This is a genomic window from Stutzerimonas stutzeri, from assembly GCF_024448895.1.
In the GTDB taxonomy this organism is placed as follows: domain Bacteria; phylum Pseudomonadota; class Gammaproteobacteria; order Pseudomonadales; family Pseudomonadaceae; genus Stutzerimonas; species Stutzerimonas stutzeri_Q.
The window spans coordinates 48,775-63,077 of record NZ_JAMOIC010000022.1 but is presented as its reverse complement, the minus strand read 5'-3'; the positions used below and the strand labels follow the sequence as shown (position 1 = coordinate 63,077).

The following is a 14,303-nucleotide window of genomic DNA, read 5'->3' as shown; positions in this document are numbered from 1 at the left end:
GCCTTTAGCGTGATCGAGCGCGCGCCGCGGGTTTCAACCACACGGCGCGGGCTCTGAGGAGTAGTCCCCATGTCCAAACATATCGTTCGATCCATCGAGGCCCTGTCGCGCCTGGGTGGTATCAGTTCCGTGTTCCTGTTGATCGTCGCCATGGTCGTCATGTGCCAGATGATCCTCATGCGTTACTTGTTCAGAGCGCCCACCATCTGGCAGACCGAGGTCGTGGTGTTCGCGGCCACTGCCGCGATCTTCATCGGCGCACCCTACGTCTTGATGAAGAAAGGCCATGTCGGCGTGGATGTCATCGAGTTGATGATGTCGCCATCGAACCAACGCCGGATGAAATGCCTGGGCGCATTGCTGGGTCTGGCGTTTTGCGTGCTGATGACCGTGGCGAGCGGCATCTACGTCTACGAGGCCTGGGAAGGTGGCTGGACCACCCCGACCATCGCCGCCATTCCGCTGTGGATTCCCGCGACTCCCATGCTGGTGGGCTTCGGTCTGCTGTGCCTGCAGTACATAGTTGAGCTGATGAAGCTGTTCAACCCCGAACTGGCAACGTCCCCGACGCACACTCCCACGTCCGCCGAGGACGAAAACACCCTGCACTCCCATCAGAGATTCGGAGAAGCGCCATGACTCCAACCCTTGCAGGCGTGGCTCTGATTTGTGCCTTGCTGCTGTTCCTCGCCACGGGCATGCCCATCGCGTTTGCCCTAGGCCTGGCGGCCATGGGCGGTCTGTTCATGGCGATGGGCCCGGAAGTCATCGGCGTGGTGGCCGAAACCATGTTCGCCGGCATCGGCAACCTGGCCTTCGTCTCGATTCCGATGTTCGTATTGATGGGCGCCATCGTGGCCGGCACGCCCGCCGGCGCCGACCTTTATCGCGCACTGGACCGCTGGATGTACAAGGTGCCAGGTGGTCTGGTGCTGTCGAACATCGGCGCCTGCGCCGTGTTTTCGGGGATGACCGGTTCGAGCCCGGCAACCTGCGCGGCCATCGGCAAAATGGGCATCCCGGAGATGATCAACCGCGGCTACCCTTCCTCGGTGGCGACCGGCTCGATCGCAGCAGGCGGCACGCTGGGCATCCTGCTGCCGCCCTCGGTGACGATGATCATCTATGGCATCGCCACGGAAACTTCCATCGGCCGGCTCTTCCTCGCCGGTGTACTCCCGGGCCTGATGTTGACGGCCATGTTCATGGGCTGGGCGATGATCGATGCCCGGCGCAAGGGCTTCCGTTTCGGCACCGAAGGCGTGTACTACAGCCTGCGCGACAAGTTTGCGGCGCTGCCGCGGATACTGCCGCTGATGCTGATCATCCTCGGCGTCCTCTACGTGCTGTATGGCGGCGTGGCCACGCCTTCAGAAGCCGCGGGCGCAGGTGCGATGCTCACGCTGGTGGTAGTGGTACTGGCCTACCGGTTGTTCAAGATGGGCACGTTCCGCAACATCTTCGGCTCCGGGATGCGTGAAAGCGTGATGATCATGATGATCCTCGCGTCCGCCGAGCTGTTCGCCTTTGCGCTGTCCTCGCTGTACATCACTCAGTCACTCGCTGAGACGATTGCCAGCCTGGACGTCAATCGCTGGGTGCTGATGGGCGTGATCAACGTGTTCCTGCTCGTGGCCGGGATGTTCCTGCCGCCTGTAGCGGTGATCGTGATGTCCGCGCCCTTGCTCTTCCCCATCGTCATTCAGGCAGGCTTCGACCCCTACTGGTTCGCGGTCGTACTGACCATCAACATGGAGATCGGCCTGATTACCCCGCCGCTGGGCCTGAACCTGTTCGTCATCAATGGGATCGCACCGCAGGTCCCGACGCGGGAAATTCTCTGGGGAGCGCTCCCCTACGCACTGGTCATGGTGCTGGCGATCATCGTGCTGTGCGTGTTCCCGCAGATCGCGACCATCCTGCCTGACTACGTAATGGGCGAAGCAATCTAGGATGCATGTTGGCCATTGGCCGTAGGCCGATTTGACGGGCTTCCATCGGAAGCCCGTTTTTTTGTCTGCACGTTGCCTACCGCAGCAAAGAGATGCGCGCCTGGGTCATGATGGTTTGAGCGGAGCCGTTACGGTACGCCGACCACGACTGGCCTGCACCTTCGCGTGAAGCGGGAATGGTTTGGACGAAGGCCGAAGGTCTTACTGCACCCTATTCAGCCCGATCCGCTTCCTGGCGCAGCAAGGCGGTCAGAGTGTCCAGCCGGGCGCCATCGAATGCGATCAACGTACCCTGTTCGAAGACGCGCCGCGCCAGACCGGTGAGCACCGAGCCGGGGGGCATTTCGATATGCAGTCGCACGCCGCGCTCGTAGGCGGTGCGCAGTGTGCCGTGCCAGTCGACGACGCGGCACATGTTGAAGGCCAGATCGTTGCGCAGACGCTCGGCGTCAAGGATGGGACGGGCCGTGGTGCTGCTCAGATACCGCAGGCGAGGCGCGCGCAGCTCTACGCCGGTGAAGGCTTCAGCGAGCCGGGCCGCCGGTGCGCTCAACAAGGCACTGTGGGACGGGACGCTGACCGCCAGACGCGTAGCGGAGCTTGCGCCCAGCACCTTGGCGCGTTGCGCGACCATCGCCATGGCGTAATCCGCACCAGCGATGACGATCTGGTTGTCAGCGTTGATATTGGCCAGATGCACCGGTGTGTTTTCGTCATGCACCTCAGCGAGCAGTCGTTCCACCGAGCCCAGGTCCAGGCCGATCAGGGCCGTCATCCCGAAGCCATGGGGGTAGGCGTTCTGCATCAGCTCCCCGCGCAACGCAACCAGCCGCACGGCGTCCTGATAGTCCAGCGAACCGGCCACCACCGCGGCGGCGTAGGCGCCGATGGACAGTCCCGCCACGTAGTCCGGTGCCTGCCCGTTACGCATCAGCAGCCGCGCACCGGCCACTCCCGCAATCAGCAGGCAGAGCTGCACGGCGCGGGTCGATCCAAGCGCCGCTTCGCTGTCCAGCGACAAGGCATCCTCGCCCAGCGCATCACCGGCCTGTTCGAGGCACTGGAGGATTTCCGGTTCCTGCGGCAGGCGATGCAACATTCCGGGCTTTTGCGCGCCCTGACCGGGAAAGGCGAACAGGCTGCTCATGCCGCCTGCTCCGCCCTGTCCCAGGGATCGCTCACCAACCGCGCGCCGGTCGGACATTTGAGCAACACACGATCAGAGCTGCCGGCCCACTCGCGCAGGGCGATGGCTCCCGCTGGAGTTTCCAGCTGCAAATCGACGCAGCACGGTGCGCCGTCCAGCTGTCGTAACAGTTCGTGGGCCATGCTTCGGGAAAACGGCTGCGGCGCCCGCACCAGCAGGTCGAGATCGCTTTCAGCATGGGCAACGGGGACGCCGGTCGCCAGCTGATAGCCAACCGAACCCGTCACGCCCCAGACCATCCCCAGCTCGTCCAGCGCAGGTTTCAATTGCGCCAACGCAAGCAGCGCCCGCAGACCACTCACGGGAACATGCTCGACCAGGGCTTCAGGCCGCACAGAGCGAAGCACCGAGTCCGCCGACATCACCGTGGCGTAGCGCTGATCGCGCGTGGCGCCGCGCACACCCACGGCAATCTGACCGCTCGCCACCATGGCACGCCGCACCACCACCGGTTGCCCAGCCGCAAGCACCGGAAGCACCCACTCCGGCGCATCAGCGGACAGTTGCGCCGGAGTCATGCCCCAGAGCAGATCATGTGGGCATGGAAGGTCGTGCATCTACAGACTCCAGGTGAATGATGTTGTGGGGCGATGTGAGCGATGGCGTTCACCAAACCCCGCACCCCGTACTTCTTCCCGACGGGGTGAGGGGAGCAAGCTCACCACTGTTCCCGGAGCAAAGCCCGCACACGCGAAGACGCCTCGCGATTCGGCGCGCCGAGACGGCTACTCAAATCGGTACTGCTACCGATGTCCGCAACCGCCCTTTGCAGACAATCGCGCACGCGCTGCAGATCATCGCCGGCCGGCTGCTCGATGTTATCCACCGAGAGGGTCTCCCAGAGCAGGCCGAGGGTGGCGTAGTTATCGATATCGTAGGCCATCGGCGGCACCGATTCAGCCAGGGCTTCGAGTTCCTCGACGCTGCGTAGGGTGATGCGCGCGGCCGCGGCTTTGCCCATGGCATGCACCATCACGCCCGGGTCGCGCAGGGCGATGATCCGCTGGGCCTGATAACCGTGCGCGAGAAAGGCGCCGGACATGGCCTTGCCCACCAGCAGCGCGATCACCGGATGCCCGGCCAGCCGCGCGCGGGCATAACCGTCCACCGCACCGGCCAACGCCTGGTGAATGCCCAGGGCTTCTTCGCGGCGGCCATAGGCCTGGCTTGGCACATCGACCACGGCAACCACCACGCGCTTCTCCGCCTTGCCCTGGTCGGCTTCGATCACCTCGTCCAGCGCCTGGCCCAGCGCCCAGCCTTCCAGCAGGCCGACCTCGCCGTTGCGCGCGCGCGGGAATGAATTTTCGGCATCCGGTACCACGGCGATATAGCGGGCGGCGCGCTCACCAAGAGTGCCGTCGACCACTTTCACCGAGGCCGGATAGCCCGCCAGTGCCTGACCGTCGGCCAAGGCTTGCAACCAGCTCAGTCCACGGCTCATCTGGCATCTCCTGTGTAGAGGGCTCGCACCCCAGCAGCGTCGAGCTGTTCACGGGTATCGGCATCGGTCAGACGCTGCAGGAACCAGGCATGGCGTCGGCTGCGCGGCTGCGCCGGTTTGCCTTGGGCGAACAACCGATGCAGCTCGCTGCGGATAGCGTCGGTGTCGTCGGCGACATAGCTGTCTGCCAGGCCGCTGGCCTGACGCTGTTCACCGCCGGTCAGGCTCCAGATAAAGGGCCGGTCGCGAGAGTCGTACTCATCGAGTCCGGCCTCCTGCTCGATCACCTGCGGCCCGTTGAGGCCGACGCGGGCCTCGCGGGTCACCACGAGATAGCTGCACAGTCCGGAGGCGATGCCCATGCCGCCAAAGCAGCCGACCGAGCCGGCGACCACGCCGATCACCGGCTGGTGCTCGCGCAGCTCGACGATGGCCGCCTGGATCTCGGCGATGGCAGCCAGCCCGAGGTTGGCTTCCTGCAGGCGTACGCCGCCGGTTTCCAGCAAGAGCACGGCACGGGTCGGGATGCCTTTCAGGTTGTCTTCGACGGCCAGTTCCAGCGCGCCGGCAATCTTTGCACCGCCAACCTCGCCCATGCTGCCGCCCTGGAAGGCGCCTTCGATGGCGGCGATCACCGCCGGCTGGCCGTCAATGGTGCCTTTGGCCACCACCACGCCATCGTCGGCCTGGGTGACGATGCCCTGCTTCGGTAGCCAGGGCGACGTGACGCGATCGAACGGATCGAGCAGTTCGCGAAAGCTGCCTTCATCCAACAATGCGCGAGCACGCTGGCGAGCGCCAAGTTCTACGAAGCTGCGCGACTTGAGTAAACGGGCCACATTATCGGCGGACGAATCAGTCATGGCCGACCTCCTCCAGTCCCTGCTCCAGACGCAAACGCACAACGCCGGGAGTGGCCCCAAAATCGTGAATGTCGATGTTCAAGGCGGGCGGCGTCTGCTCGCGGAACATCCGCTCGAACAGGTGCCGCCAGCGTTGCTCAGCGCCGTTGACCGAGGTGACCACCTGGATCGCCAGCTTGCCGGCCTGGCCGGGTTCGAGCAGCACTTCCAGATCGCCCGAGCCGACCACGCCGACCAAGGCCTTGCCTCGGGCGGGTTGCCCGGCAGCGAATTCGAATGACAGGGTTTCCATGTTCAGTTGCTCCCAGTCGGCGCCGACGCGGCGGGCGCCAGACGGTCGAGGAATAAGGTGGCGGCGAGCAGGTCGGCAGCGCCGCCCGGCGAAGCGTTGAGGATGAGCATGTCGCGATCCAGATCGCGCAACTGGCGGCGGCCGTCAAGGCTGGCGGCGCCACCTGCGGCGAGCACAGCGCGGGCGCCGGCCTGCATGCGGGTCAGCCCTTCCAGTCCGGCGCGGTGCAGCACGCAGGTATCGGTCAGGGTGCTCATGATCGCCAGCAGTGCATCGAGCCGGGCGTTCTGCTCACCCGCCCCGCTGCGGCGGCTCACCAGCAGCTGTGGCAGGCCTTGTTCGATGACGGCGGGAAAGCCGTGCTGCGCCTGTTCCCGCGCACCGAGCACGCCATAGGTACGGCAAACCCGCGCACCGTGGCTGTCCAGGTTGTGCGGTGCGGCCGGGTCGTTCAGCCGAGCCAGGGCGGCGGCGGTCACGGCGATTTCCCCAGGCGTCGCATCTGGTCTCAGCATGGCAGCGGCACTCAGCAGCCCCAGCGCCCAGATCGCGCCACGATGGGTATTCACCCCAGCGGTGACGCGGAGCATCTCGGCCTCGCCGTCGCGGCCCAGTTGGCCAAGGGTTTCGCGCAAAGGCTGGCCGACTTCACCAATCTGCTGCGCCGCTTCGGCCATCGCCTTGAACGCCGGCCACAGCGCATGGGCCGAGGCGTGCATCAAGCCCAGATGCAGATCGTCGTGCGCGCCGTTGCCGCGCCGATCCACCAACCCCGGCTTGGGCGACAGGTCGGCCTCGTCGATCAGCGCCTGCACGGCCAGATCCGCCAGGCGCTCGGCCTGCGACGGCTGCGCCTGTCTTGCAATGAGTGCGCTCATCACCAGCTCCTGAACTTGGCAGGCGGGTTGTAGAGGCCGCCGGACCAGTCGACCAGCTCAGCGATGCTTTTGGCCGCGAGCAGCTCGCGGGTCGCGTCGTTGCGACGGATGCCGAGGTCTTCCGGCAGCGCGATCAGCCCTTCGCGGCGCATGCGCTCGGTGTCCTTCGGGTTGTGGCGCAAGCCGATGCTGGTGACGCCGGCCACCGCGGCGATCATCGCCTGACGCTCTTCCAATGAGCGCGCCTTGTACAGATAGGCGATGCCTTCTTCGGTGAGCAGGTGGGTGACGTCGTCGCCGTAGATCATGATCGGCGCCAGCGGCATGCCGCTCTTCTTCGCCACCTCCACCGCGTCGAGCTGCTCGACAAAGGTGGGTTTGCCGCCTTCCTGGAAGGTCTCGACCATCTGCACCACGAGCTTTTTCCCGCGCTCGAGCAGGGTCACTGGGGCTTCGCCGCCGGGCATGGCCATGTCCAGCCAGGCCGGAGTGGGGTGGCGACGGCCGCGCGGGTCGTGGCCCATGTTCGGCGCGCCGCCGAAGCCCGCCAGGCGACCACGGGTAACAGTAGACGAATGCCCGTCGCCATCGACTTGCAGCGTGGCGCCGATAAACAGATCCACGGCGTACTGGCCGGCCAACTGGCACATCATGCGGTTGGAGCGCATCGAGCCGTCGCGACCGGTGAAGAACACGTCCGGACGATGGGCGATGTAGTTCTCCATGCCCAGCTCGGTGCCGAAGCAATGCACGCTCTCGACCCAGCCGGTCTCGATTGCCGGGATCAGGGTCGGGTGCGGGTTGAGCGTCCAGTTGCGGCAGATCTTGCCTTTCAGGCCGAGGGATTCGCCGTAGGTCGGCAGGATCAGCTCGATGGCGGCGGTATTGAAGCCGATGCCGTGGTTGAGCGACTGGACGTTGTGCTTTTCGTAGATGCCGCGGATCGCCATCATCGCCATCAAGACGTGCACCGGCTTGATGTGGCGCGGATCGCGGGTGAACAGCGGCTCGATATAGAACGGCTTGTCGGCGACCACGACGAAATCGACCCAACTGGCCGGAATGTCCACGCGCGGCAGTTCATCGACGATCTCGTTGACCTGGAAGATGACGATGCCGTCGGAGAACGCGGTCGGCTCCACCAGCGCCGGGGTGTCTTCGGTGCTGGGGCCGGTGTAGATGTTGCCGTGACGGTCGGCCTGGAAGCCGGCGACCAGCGCGACATGGGGGATCAGGTCCACCAACAGACGCGAATAGAGTTCGATGTAGGTGTGGATGGCGCCGACTTCCAGCAGCCCGTCTTCAAGGAGCTGGCTGATGCGCAGGCTCTGCGGGCCGGCAAAGGAGAAATCGAGCTTGCGGGCGATCTGGCGTTCGAACAGATCCAGGTGCTCGGCGCGGCTGACGCTCGGCATGATCATGTGCAGGTCATGCAGCTTGCCGGGGTCGACCTGGGCGAGGGAGCGAGAGAGAAAGTCCGCCTGCTTCTGGTTGTTGCCTTCGAGCACCACGCGGTCCCCGGGGGCGATCAGCGCTTCGAGCGCGGCGACGATCTTGTCGCTCGGCAACACCACGCCATCAGCGAGGTCGCGCACCTGATCAAGGCGTCGGGCTTTTTCAGCGCGACGACGCGACCACTGCGGCGGTGGGGATATTGTTGTTGTCATGCTGACTCCACAGTTTTCCGCTATGTGGAGCGCACAGTAGGGACCTCATCAAGGGGTCATCAATCAAGCAGCGGGGCACTTTGTTACGCTGAGGTTAACGATGGCGGTCTTTTGCGTCATAACCAGCCGAGCGTGACGCTGGCAAGAATCAGATAGCGCCCGCCCTTGGCCAGGGTGACCAGCAGCAGGAAACTCCAGAGCGGCTCGCGCAGGGTTCCGGCGATCACGGTCAGCGGGTCGCCAATGATTGGCACCCAGCTCAGCAGCAGCGACCAGCGTCCGAAGCGGTGGTAACGTCGCTGGGCTCGTTCCAGCTGCTGATCGCTCACCGGGAACCAGCGCTTGTGCCGCAAGCGCTCGACCGACCGGCCCAGCAGCCAGTTGAGCAGCGATCCCAGCACGTTGCCCAGGGTCGCCACCAGCAGCAGAATCGTGGGCGAATAACCGCCGTGCAGCAGCAACCCGACCAGCACGGCTTCCGATTGCGCCGGGATCAGCGTGGCGGCTGCGAATGCCGCGATGAACAGGCCCAGGTAGGCAGACAGGTCGAGCATGTGACTCTTCAAGCGGATGGAAACGGCGGAATGAGTGCCCGGAGCGCCGCCGAGCGGGCAACGAGGCAAAGCGGACGAAACGGTAACAGAGGATTTTGATGAAAGGCAGGTTGATCTATCTCATCGGCCCCTCAGGCTCGGGCAAGGACAGCGTGCTCGATGCCGCACGGGAGCGGTTGGCCGAGCGCGGGGTGCGCATCGCACGGCGGGTTATCACCCGCTCCGCCGAAGCGGTGGGCGAGTCCGCCGAGGCCGTCAGCCATGATGAATTCGATCGTCTGGAGCGCAGCGGTGCCTTTGCCATGAGCTGGCGGGCCAACGAGCTGGCGTACGGCATTCCGAGCCAGATCGATCAGTGGCTGGCGGCCGGTGATGACGTGTTGGTCAATGGCTCAAGGGGTTATCTGCCGACGGCTCGTCAACGCTACCCAGAGCTACTGGCGGTGTTGCTCGGCGTACGTCCCGAGGTGCTGCGCCAGCGCCTGCTCAAGCGCAACCGCGAGACGCCGGAGCAGGTAGAAGCACGCCTAGCACGCAACGCGCGCTTCGAGGATTCGCTGGACGAGGTGTTCCTGCTGGACAACTCCGGTGATCTGCAGGACTCGGTCGACAAGCTGCTGCGGCTCATCGACCGCTAGGCCTCAGCGACCTGGCTGCGGATGAAACCCAGGCACAACAGTGGGACGCTCGATGCGCGCGGCCGGCATGCTGCAGTTGAGGTCCCGAAAGGGCTGGCCGTTGAGCAATTCCCAGCCATGCCCGGGCGACGTCTGGCGGCAGATCACCGTGCCATCGGCCTTGCTTTGCCACTGGTAATACGGCGCGGGGCCGGCGATGGCCAGCAGCGGCAGGGACAGACAGAACGCAAACAACAAGGTGCGCATGGATGGGCTTCGCATGGGAGATGCGCCACTTTAATCGCATCGGCTGATGACGCAAGCGCGGCCGGTCACTTGCGCGATCAAAGCCTTCTAGCGTTGGCCCAGGACCGGCGGCTCAATACCAGACCTTCTCCGCCTCACGCATGAAGATCTCCACGGTCTTCGGCCCGACGCCCTCGAACTCAGCCAGGCGTTTTTCCAACTCCTTGCGATCCCTGCTTCTCTCGCGAATGGCACCGAGCATGCCGCCGTAGTCACGGTTGAGCCTGTCGCACAGCTTGACCAGCCGTTCGGCGGTGGATTCGTCATAACGCACGTAGCGTGCTTCGCCAAGCATGCCTACAAGCGCCCGCCGGCTGCAGTTGCCGAGTTTGGCGGGTGTGTCGTGGCCATGCTTGTAGACGATGACGCGATAAGCCTCGGCGGCAATGTCACGCTGTATACGCTTGCCAAACAAAAAGCTGGCGATGAACCACTTGAACAGCTCGCCCTCGCCTTTCCCGATCTCGATACCCAACGCCTCGGCGTCGACTTCAACCGCCATGCATCACCTCATCCTGATAGCCCTTCCTTTGCGACGCTAAAGGGCAACCCAGGTTTCATGGCCGACCACGCTAGCGATAGGCAAGAATCCGCCGATGCACCGATGTGGATAGGCGTATTTCCGCGCACACGATGCAAGGCCGGGCATCGTGGCCCCGTGCCAGAGCCCTGCGGGAGGGTGGCACGCCTCGTGCTATACCCTCTATGCCCGATGCGATCAACGACAAGAAAATCCGCACAGCGCACCCCTGCTTTCCTCTGCGAAAGCCATCCGTGTGTCTCCGCCTGTTCTTGTCCCGTTTGCAGCACAATGGCTGCAACTGATCGTCTATCGTCAGTTCTGCAAAACCAATAACAACGAACGGAGTTACACCATGAGAATGACCAAACGCTTCAGCCTGCTAGCTGCCGCAGCGGCCTTTACCGCCAGCACCGCAGCAGTGGCCGCGCCGACCTTCATCAACATCCTCACGGGCGGCACCAGCGGTGTGTACTACCCGATCGGGGTCGGCATCTCCCAGCTGTACAGCAAGGGCATCGACGGGTCGAAAACCTCCGTGCAGGCCACCAAGGCTTCGGTCGAAAACCTCAACCTCCTGCAAGCCGGTCGTGGCGAGCTGGGCTTCGCCCTGGGCGATTCGGTCGCTGATGGTTGGAATGGCGTTGAAGACGCCGGCTTCAAGGCCCCGCTGAAGAAACTGCGCGCCATCGGCGGCAGCTACCCGAACTACATCCAGATCGTCGCCAGCAAGGATTCGGGCATCAAGACACTGGCTGACCTGAAGGGCAAGTCACTATCGGTGGGCGCGCCCAAGTCCGGCACCGAGCTCAACGCTCGCGCCATCCTCAAGGCAGCCGGCCTGAGCTACGAAGACATGGGCAAGGTGGAATATCTTCCGTTCGCCGAGTCGGTCGAACTGATCAAGAACCGCCAGCTCGACGCCACGCTTCAATCGGCAGGCCTGGGCATGGCTGCCATTCGTGACCTGGCGGCTACCATGCCGCTGAACTACGTTGAGATCCCTGAAGACGTGGTCGCCAAGATCAATAACGCGGCCTACCAGGCTGCGAAGATCCCGGCTGGCACCTACGACGGCCAGGAAGCGGACGTTCCCACCGTCGCCATCACCAACATCCTCGTGACCCACGAAGGTGTCTCCGATGACGTCGCCTACCAGATGACCAAGCTGCTGTTCGAAAACCTCGATCAGCTGGGCAACGCTCATTCGGCAGCCAAGGACATCAAGCTGGAAAACGCGACCAAGGCACTGCCAATCCCGCTGCATCCGGGTGCCGAGCGTTACTACAAGGAAGCCGGCGCACTCTGAGTACGCTGCGGGCAGCGTCCTAGCTGCCCTGTTCCTGAACCGTGGGCGCATCGCGTCCACGGCTCCACCGACCCGAATATAAAGAGACGCTAGTAAAACCAGCGTGTATTCCACGGCAGGTTTTGTTAGCGGCTCTACGCGACCACGCTTATCAGCTCGAGGCATTTCATGAGCGAACTACAACAAGAACAAGGCTTGGCAGGCAGCGCCGCCGATTGGCCCAAGACGCTGTTCTATGTGGCCCTGCTGTTTTCCATCTATCAGATCATCATGGCCGCCTTTCATCCGGTCTCGAGCCAGGTGCTGCGCGCCGGGCACGTGGGCTTCCTGCTGATGGTGGTCTACCTAAGCTTCCCGGCCCGCGGCAACGGCCGTCCCTGGCAGCCCCTCGCCTGGGTCCTGGCGCTGGCAGGCATGGGTACGGCGTTTTACCAATGGTACTTCGAGGGCGATCTGATTCAGCGCTCCGGCGACCTGACCACCATGGACTTCGTCGTCGGCATCGTGCTGATTGCGCTGATCTTCGAGGCTGCGCGCCGCGTCATGGGCATTGCCTTGCCGATCATCTGCGGACTGTTCCTGGCTTACGGACTGTTCGGTGAATACCTGCCAGGCGACCTGGCGCACCGAGGCTACGGCCTGGACCAACTGGTCAACCAGCTGGCCTTTGGTACCGAGGGCCTGTACGGCACGCCCACCTACGTATCGGCGACCTATATCTTCCTATTCATCCTGTTCGGCTCGTTTCTTGAGCAGGCGGGCATGATCAAGCTGTTCACCGACTTTGCCATGGGCCTGTTTGGTCACAAGCTCGGCGGCCCTGCGAAGGTGTCGGTGGTGTCCTCAGCATTGATGGGCACCATCACCGGATCGGGCGTCGCCAACGTGGTGACCACCGGCCAGTTCACCATTCCGCTGATGAAGCGCTTCGGTTACCGCCCGGCCTTTGCCGGTGGCGTCGAGGCAACGTCTTCGATGGGTAGCCAGATCATGCCGCCGGTCATGGGCGCAGTGGCGTTCATCATGGCCGAAACCATCAACGTGCCCTTCGTCGAAATCGCCAAGGCGGCGCTGATCCCGGCGCTGTTGTATTTCGGTTCGACCTTTTGGATGGTGCACCTGGAAGCCAAGCGCGCCAATCTGCGCGGCCTGCCAAAGGATCAATGCCCAAGCGCCATGGCCGCCGTGAAGGAACGCTGGTATCTGCTGATTCCGCTGGCCGTGCTGGTCTATCTGCTGTTCTCGGGGCGAACCCCGATGTTTGCCGGCACCATCGGCCTGGCACTGACCGCCATCGTGATTCTCGGCTCGGCAATCATCTTGAGGGTGTCGTCATTCGCGCTGCGGATCGCCTTCTGGATCGCCCTGGGGCTGCTATGCGCCGGGTTCTTCCAGCTGGGTATCGGGGTGATATTTGGTGTGATCGCCGCGCTGGTGGTGGCTTGCTGGTTCATCAAGGGCGGCCGCGACACCCTGGTGATCTGCCTGCATGCGCTGGTCGAGGGTGCACGTCACGCCGTACCGGTGGGCATCGCCTGTGCACTTGTGGGTGTGATCATCGGTGTGGTCTCGCTGACCGGCGTCGCCTCGACCTTTGCCGGCTACATCCTGGCCGTCGGCGAGAACAATCTGTTCCTGTCGCTGATCCTGACCATGCTGACCTGTCTGGTATTGGGCATGGGCATTCCGACCATCCCCAACTACATCATCACCAGTTCGATCGCCGCGCCGGCATTGCTGGACCTGGGCGTACCGCTGATCGTCTCGCACATGTTCGTCTTCTACTTCGGCATCATGGCCGACCTCACCCCGCCTGTCGCATTGGCCTGCTTCGCAGCCGCACCGATTGCCAAGGAAAGCGGATTGAAGATCAGCATGTGGGCCGTGCGGATTGCGGTCGCCGGCTTCGTGATGCCGTTCATGGCGGTCTACGAGCCTGCGCTGATGATGCAGGGCGACAGCTACCTCATGACGCTGTACATGCTGCTCAAGGCGGCCTTCGCCATCGGTCTGTGGGGCGCCGTGTTCACCGGGTATCTGCAGCGGCCGATGAGCTGGTGGGAGCGGATCCTGGCGTTTGCCGCCGGCGCTGCGATGATCGCCTCGATCCCGATCAGCGACGAAATCGGCTTTGGCCTGGGTGCGATCTTCCTGATCCAGCACTACTGGCGCGCCCGCCGCGCCGAGCCGGCGACTGCGTGATCGGACTCTGTCTGGGCCTGGCCGGGGTAGTGTGGGCGGAGGTGCCTACCGACGATTTCACCCTGGCCTGGAACCACACGATCGAGAAGATTCGCTGGGAAGAGGATTACCGCGTGACGCCGGACGGGCTGCTGCTCGGCGAGGCGCGGGTCAAGGGTTCAGGTGCCGGGATGGAAATCCCGGATGATGCCGAACTGCGTGACGGGGCCTGGCACTACCAGCGCCAGATGCCGCCGTTACAACCCTTGCGAGTGGGGCGAACCCCCGAAGCAGGGGACTACCAACTGTGTTTCAACCAGCGTTGCCACGCCTTGAGCGAATGGCTCGGTCCGCCAAAAGCGGAGCAGCCCGCGCTGGAACTCTGGAGCTGCGCCGCCTCGGCGGTCGGCTCCTCCTGATTCTGTGTCAGGCTTTGCGGCGGTAGGGGCGCGTACATCGCTCTGGCGGATCGGTGGAGTGTGATCCGCCCTACGTTGGCTCAGCGCCTGCGGC

General features: G+C 63.9%; 16 protein-coding genes. 6 read left to right on the top strand and 10 right to left on the bottom strand.

Annotated features, from left to right (window positions below; translation table 11 throughout):
- The first annotated feature begins 69 nt into the window (after positions 1 to 69).
- Both NA619_RS20645 and NA619_RS20640 read left to right on the top strand, forming a co-directional pair.
- Entirely contained in the window at positions 70 to 639 is a 570-nt protein-coding gene (locus NA619_RS20645; RefSeq protein ID WP_255963690.1) for a TRAP transporter small permease subunit, read from the top strand.
- A complete protein-coding gene (locus NA619_RS20640; protein WP_255963689.1) occupies positions 636 to 1,952 on the top strand; it encodes a TRAP transporter large permease in 1,317 nt (438 codons plus the stop codon). The genes NA619_RS20645 and NA619_RS20640 overlap by 4 nt, the downstream gene beginning before the upstream one ends.
- 211 nt (positions 1,953 to 2,163) lie before the next feature.
- Here the strand turns inward: NA619_RS20640 and mdcH are convergent, their stop codons facing one another.
- From mdcH to NA619_RS20600, 8 genes are all read right to left on the bottom strand, one after another.
- Complete coding sequence (mdcH, locus tag NA619_RS20635; RefSeq protein ID WP_255963688.1) at positions 2,164 to 3,099, bottom strand: malonate decarboxylase subunit epsilon; 936 nt, start codon at positions 3,097 to 3,099, stop codon at positions 2,164 to 2,166.
- A complete protein-coding gene (locus NA619_RS20630; protein WP_255963686.1) occupies positions 3,096 to 3,716 on the bottom strand; it encodes a malonate decarboxylase holo-ACP synthase in 621 nt (206 codons plus the stop codon). Before NA619_RS20630 ends, mdcH begins: the two co-directional genes overlap by 4 nt.
- Positions 3,717 to 3,817: 101 nt before the next feature.
- Positions 3,818 to 4,603, bottom strand: coding sequence for a biotin-independent malonate decarboxylase subunit gamma (gene mdcE / locus NA619_RS20625; RefSeq protein ID WP_255963685.1), 786 nt, complete (start codon positions 4,601 to 4,603; stop codon positions 3,818 to 3,820).
- A complete protein-coding gene (locus NA619_RS20620; protein WP_255963684.1) occupies positions 4,600 to 5,466 on the bottom strand; it encodes a biotin-independent malonate decarboxylase subunit beta in 867 nt (288 codons plus the stop codon). Before NA619_RS20620 ends, mdcE begins: the two co-directional genes overlap by 4 nt.
- Entirely contained in the window at positions 5,459 to 5,758 is a 300-nt protein-coding gene (locus NA619_RS20615; RefSeq protein ID WP_025243750.1) for a malonate decarboxylase subunit delta, read from the bottom strand. The genes NA619_RS20620 and NA619_RS20615 overlap by 8 nt, the downstream gene beginning before the upstream one ends.
- 2 nt (positions 5,759 to 5,760) lie before the next feature.
- A complete protein-coding gene (locus NA619_RS20610; protein ID WP_255963683.1) occupies positions 5,761 to 6,636 on the bottom strand; it encodes a triphosphoribosyl-dephospho-CoA synthase in 876 nt (291 codons plus the stop codon).
- Positions 6,636 to 8,303 carry a malonate decarboxylase subunit alpha gene (mdcA, locus tag NA619_RS20605; RefSeq protein WP_255963681.1) on the bottom strand — a complete coding sequence of 556 codons (1,668 nt, stop codon included), beginning with the start codon at positions 8,301 to 8,303 and terminating at the stop codon, positions 6,636 to 6,638. The genes NA619_RS20610 and mdcA overlap by 1 nt, the downstream gene beginning before the upstream one ends.
- Before the next feature lie 116 nt (positions 8,304 to 8,419).
- Positions 8,420 to 8,857, bottom strand: coding sequence for a YqaA family protein (locus tag NA619_RS20600; protein WP_255963680.1), 438 nt, complete (start codon positions 8,855 to 8,857; stop codon positions 8,420 to 8,422).
- A gap of 98 nt (positions 8,858 to 8,955) precedes the next feature.
- Between NA619_RS20600 and phnN the strand changes: the two genes are divergently transcribed.
- Positions 8,956 to 9,495 carry a phosphonate metabolism protein/1,5-bisphosphokinase (PRPP-forming) PhnN gene (gene phnN, locus NA619_RS20595; RefSeq protein ID WP_255963679.1) on the top strand — a complete coding sequence of 180 codons (540 nt, stop codon included), beginning with the start codon at positions 8,956 to 8,958 and terminating at the stop codon, positions 9,493 to 9,495.
- 3 nt (positions 9,496 to 9,498) lie between these two features.
- Here the strand turns inward: phnN and NA619_RS20590 are convergent, their stop codons facing one another.
- Together NA619_RS20590 and NA619_RS20585 are read right to left on the bottom strand one after the other, a co-directional pair.
- A complete protein-coding gene (locus NA619_RS20590; protein ID WP_255963706.1) occupies positions 9,499 to 9,741 on the bottom strand; it encodes a hypothetical protein in 243 nt (80 codons plus the stop codon).
- A gap of 112 nt (positions 9,742 to 9,853) precedes the next feature.
- Positions 9,854 to 10,282 carry a DNA methylase gene (locus NA619_RS20585; protein ID WP_255963678.1) on the bottom strand — a complete coding sequence of 143 codons (429 nt, stop codon included), beginning with the start codon at positions 10,280 to 10,282 and terminating at the stop codon, positions 9,854 to 9,856.
- 373 nt (positions 10,283 to 10,655) lie between these two features.
- Between NA619_RS20585 and NA619_RS20580 the strand changes: the two genes are divergently transcribed.
- From NA619_RS20580 to NA619_RS20570, 3 genes are all read left to right on the top strand, one after another.
- The gene (locus tag NA619_RS20580) at positions 10,656 to 11,609 is read left to right on the top strand and encodes a TAXI family TRAP transporter solute-binding subunit (RefSeq protein WP_255963677.1); all 954 of its coding nucleotides are present in this window, start codon (positions 10,656 to 10,658) and stop codon (positions 11,607 to 11,609) included.
- A gap of 168 nt (positions 11,610 to 11,777) precedes the next feature.
- A complete protein-coding gene (locus tag NA619_RS20575; RefSeq protein WP_255963676.1) occupies positions 11,778 to 13,811 on the top strand; it encodes a TRAP transporter permease in 2,034 nt (677 codons plus the stop codon).
- The gene (locus tag NA619_RS20570; protein ID WP_222910147.1) at positions 13,808 to 14,209 is read left to right on the top strand and encodes a DUF1850 domain-containing protein; all 402 of its coding nucleotides are present in this window, start codon (positions 13,808 to 13,810) and stop codon (positions 14,207 to 14,209) included. Before NA619_RS20575 ends, NA619_RS20570 begins: the two co-directional genes overlap by 4 nt.
- Positions 14,210 to 14,303 lie beyond the last annotated feature (94 nt).

Excerpts from the sequence above, each read along its gene's own strand:
- NA619_RS20645 (WP_255963690.1), top strand. The coding sequence starts at position 70 with ATGTCCAAACATATCGTTCGATCCATCGAGGCCCTGTCGCGCCTGGGT.
- NA619_RS20640 (WP_255963689.1), top strand. The coding sequence starts at position 636 with ATGACTCCAACCCTTGCAGGCGTGGCTCTGATTTGTGCCTTGCTGCTG.
- mdcH (WP_255963688.1), bottom strand. The coding sequence starts at position 3,099 with ATGAGCAGCCTGTTCGCCTTTCCCGGTCAGGGCGCGCAAAAGCCCGGA.
- NA619_RS20630 (WP_255963686.1), bottom strand. The coding sequence starts at position 3,716 with ATGCACGACCTTCCATGCCCACATGATCTGCTCTGGGGCATGACTCCG.
- mdcE (WP_255963685.1), bottom strand. The coding sequence starts at position 4,603 with ATGAGCCGTGGACTGAGCTGGTTGCAAGCCTTGGCCGACGGTCAGGCA.
- NA619_RS20620 (WP_255963684.1), bottom strand. The coding sequence starts at position 5,466 with ATGACTGATTCGTCCGCCGATAATGTGGCCCGTTTACTCAAGTCGCGC.
- NA619_RS20615 (WP_025243750.1), bottom strand. The coding sequence starts at position 5,758 with ATGGAAACCCTGTCATTCGAATTCGCTGCCGGGCAACCCGCCCGAGGC.
- NA619_RS20610 (WP_255963683.1), bottom strand. The coding sequence starts at position 6,636 with ATGAGCGCACTCATTGCAAGACAGGCGCAGCCGTCGCAGGCCGAGCGC.
- mdcA (WP_255963681.1), bottom strand. The coding sequence starts at position 8,303 with ATGACAACAACAATATCCCCACCGCCGCAGTGGTCGCGTCGTCGCGCT.
- NA619_RS20600 (WP_255963680.1), bottom strand. The coding sequence starts at position 8,857 with ATGCTCGACCTGTCTGCCTACCTGGGCCTGTTCATCGCGGCATTCGCA.
- phnN (WP_255963679.1), top strand. The coding sequence starts at position 8,956 with ATGAAAGGCAGGTTGATCTATCTCATCGGCCCCTCAGGCTCGGGCAAG.
- NA619_RS20590 (WP_255963706.1), bottom strand. The coding sequence starts at position 9,741 with ATGCGCACCTTGTTGTTTGCGTTCTGTCTGTCCCTGCCGCTGCTGGCC.
- NA619_RS20585 (WP_255963678.1), bottom strand. The coding sequence starts at position 10,282 with ATGGCGGTTGAAGTCGACGCCGAGGCGTTGGGTATCGAGATCGGGAAA.
- NA619_RS20580 (WP_255963677.1), top strand. The coding sequence starts at position 10,656 with ATGAGAATGACCAAACGCTTCAGCCTGCTAGCTGCCGCAGCGGCCTTT.
- NA619_RS20575 (WP_255963676.1), top strand. The coding sequence starts at position 11,778 with ATGAGCGAACTACAACAAGAACAAGGCTTGGCAGGCAGCGCCGCCGAT.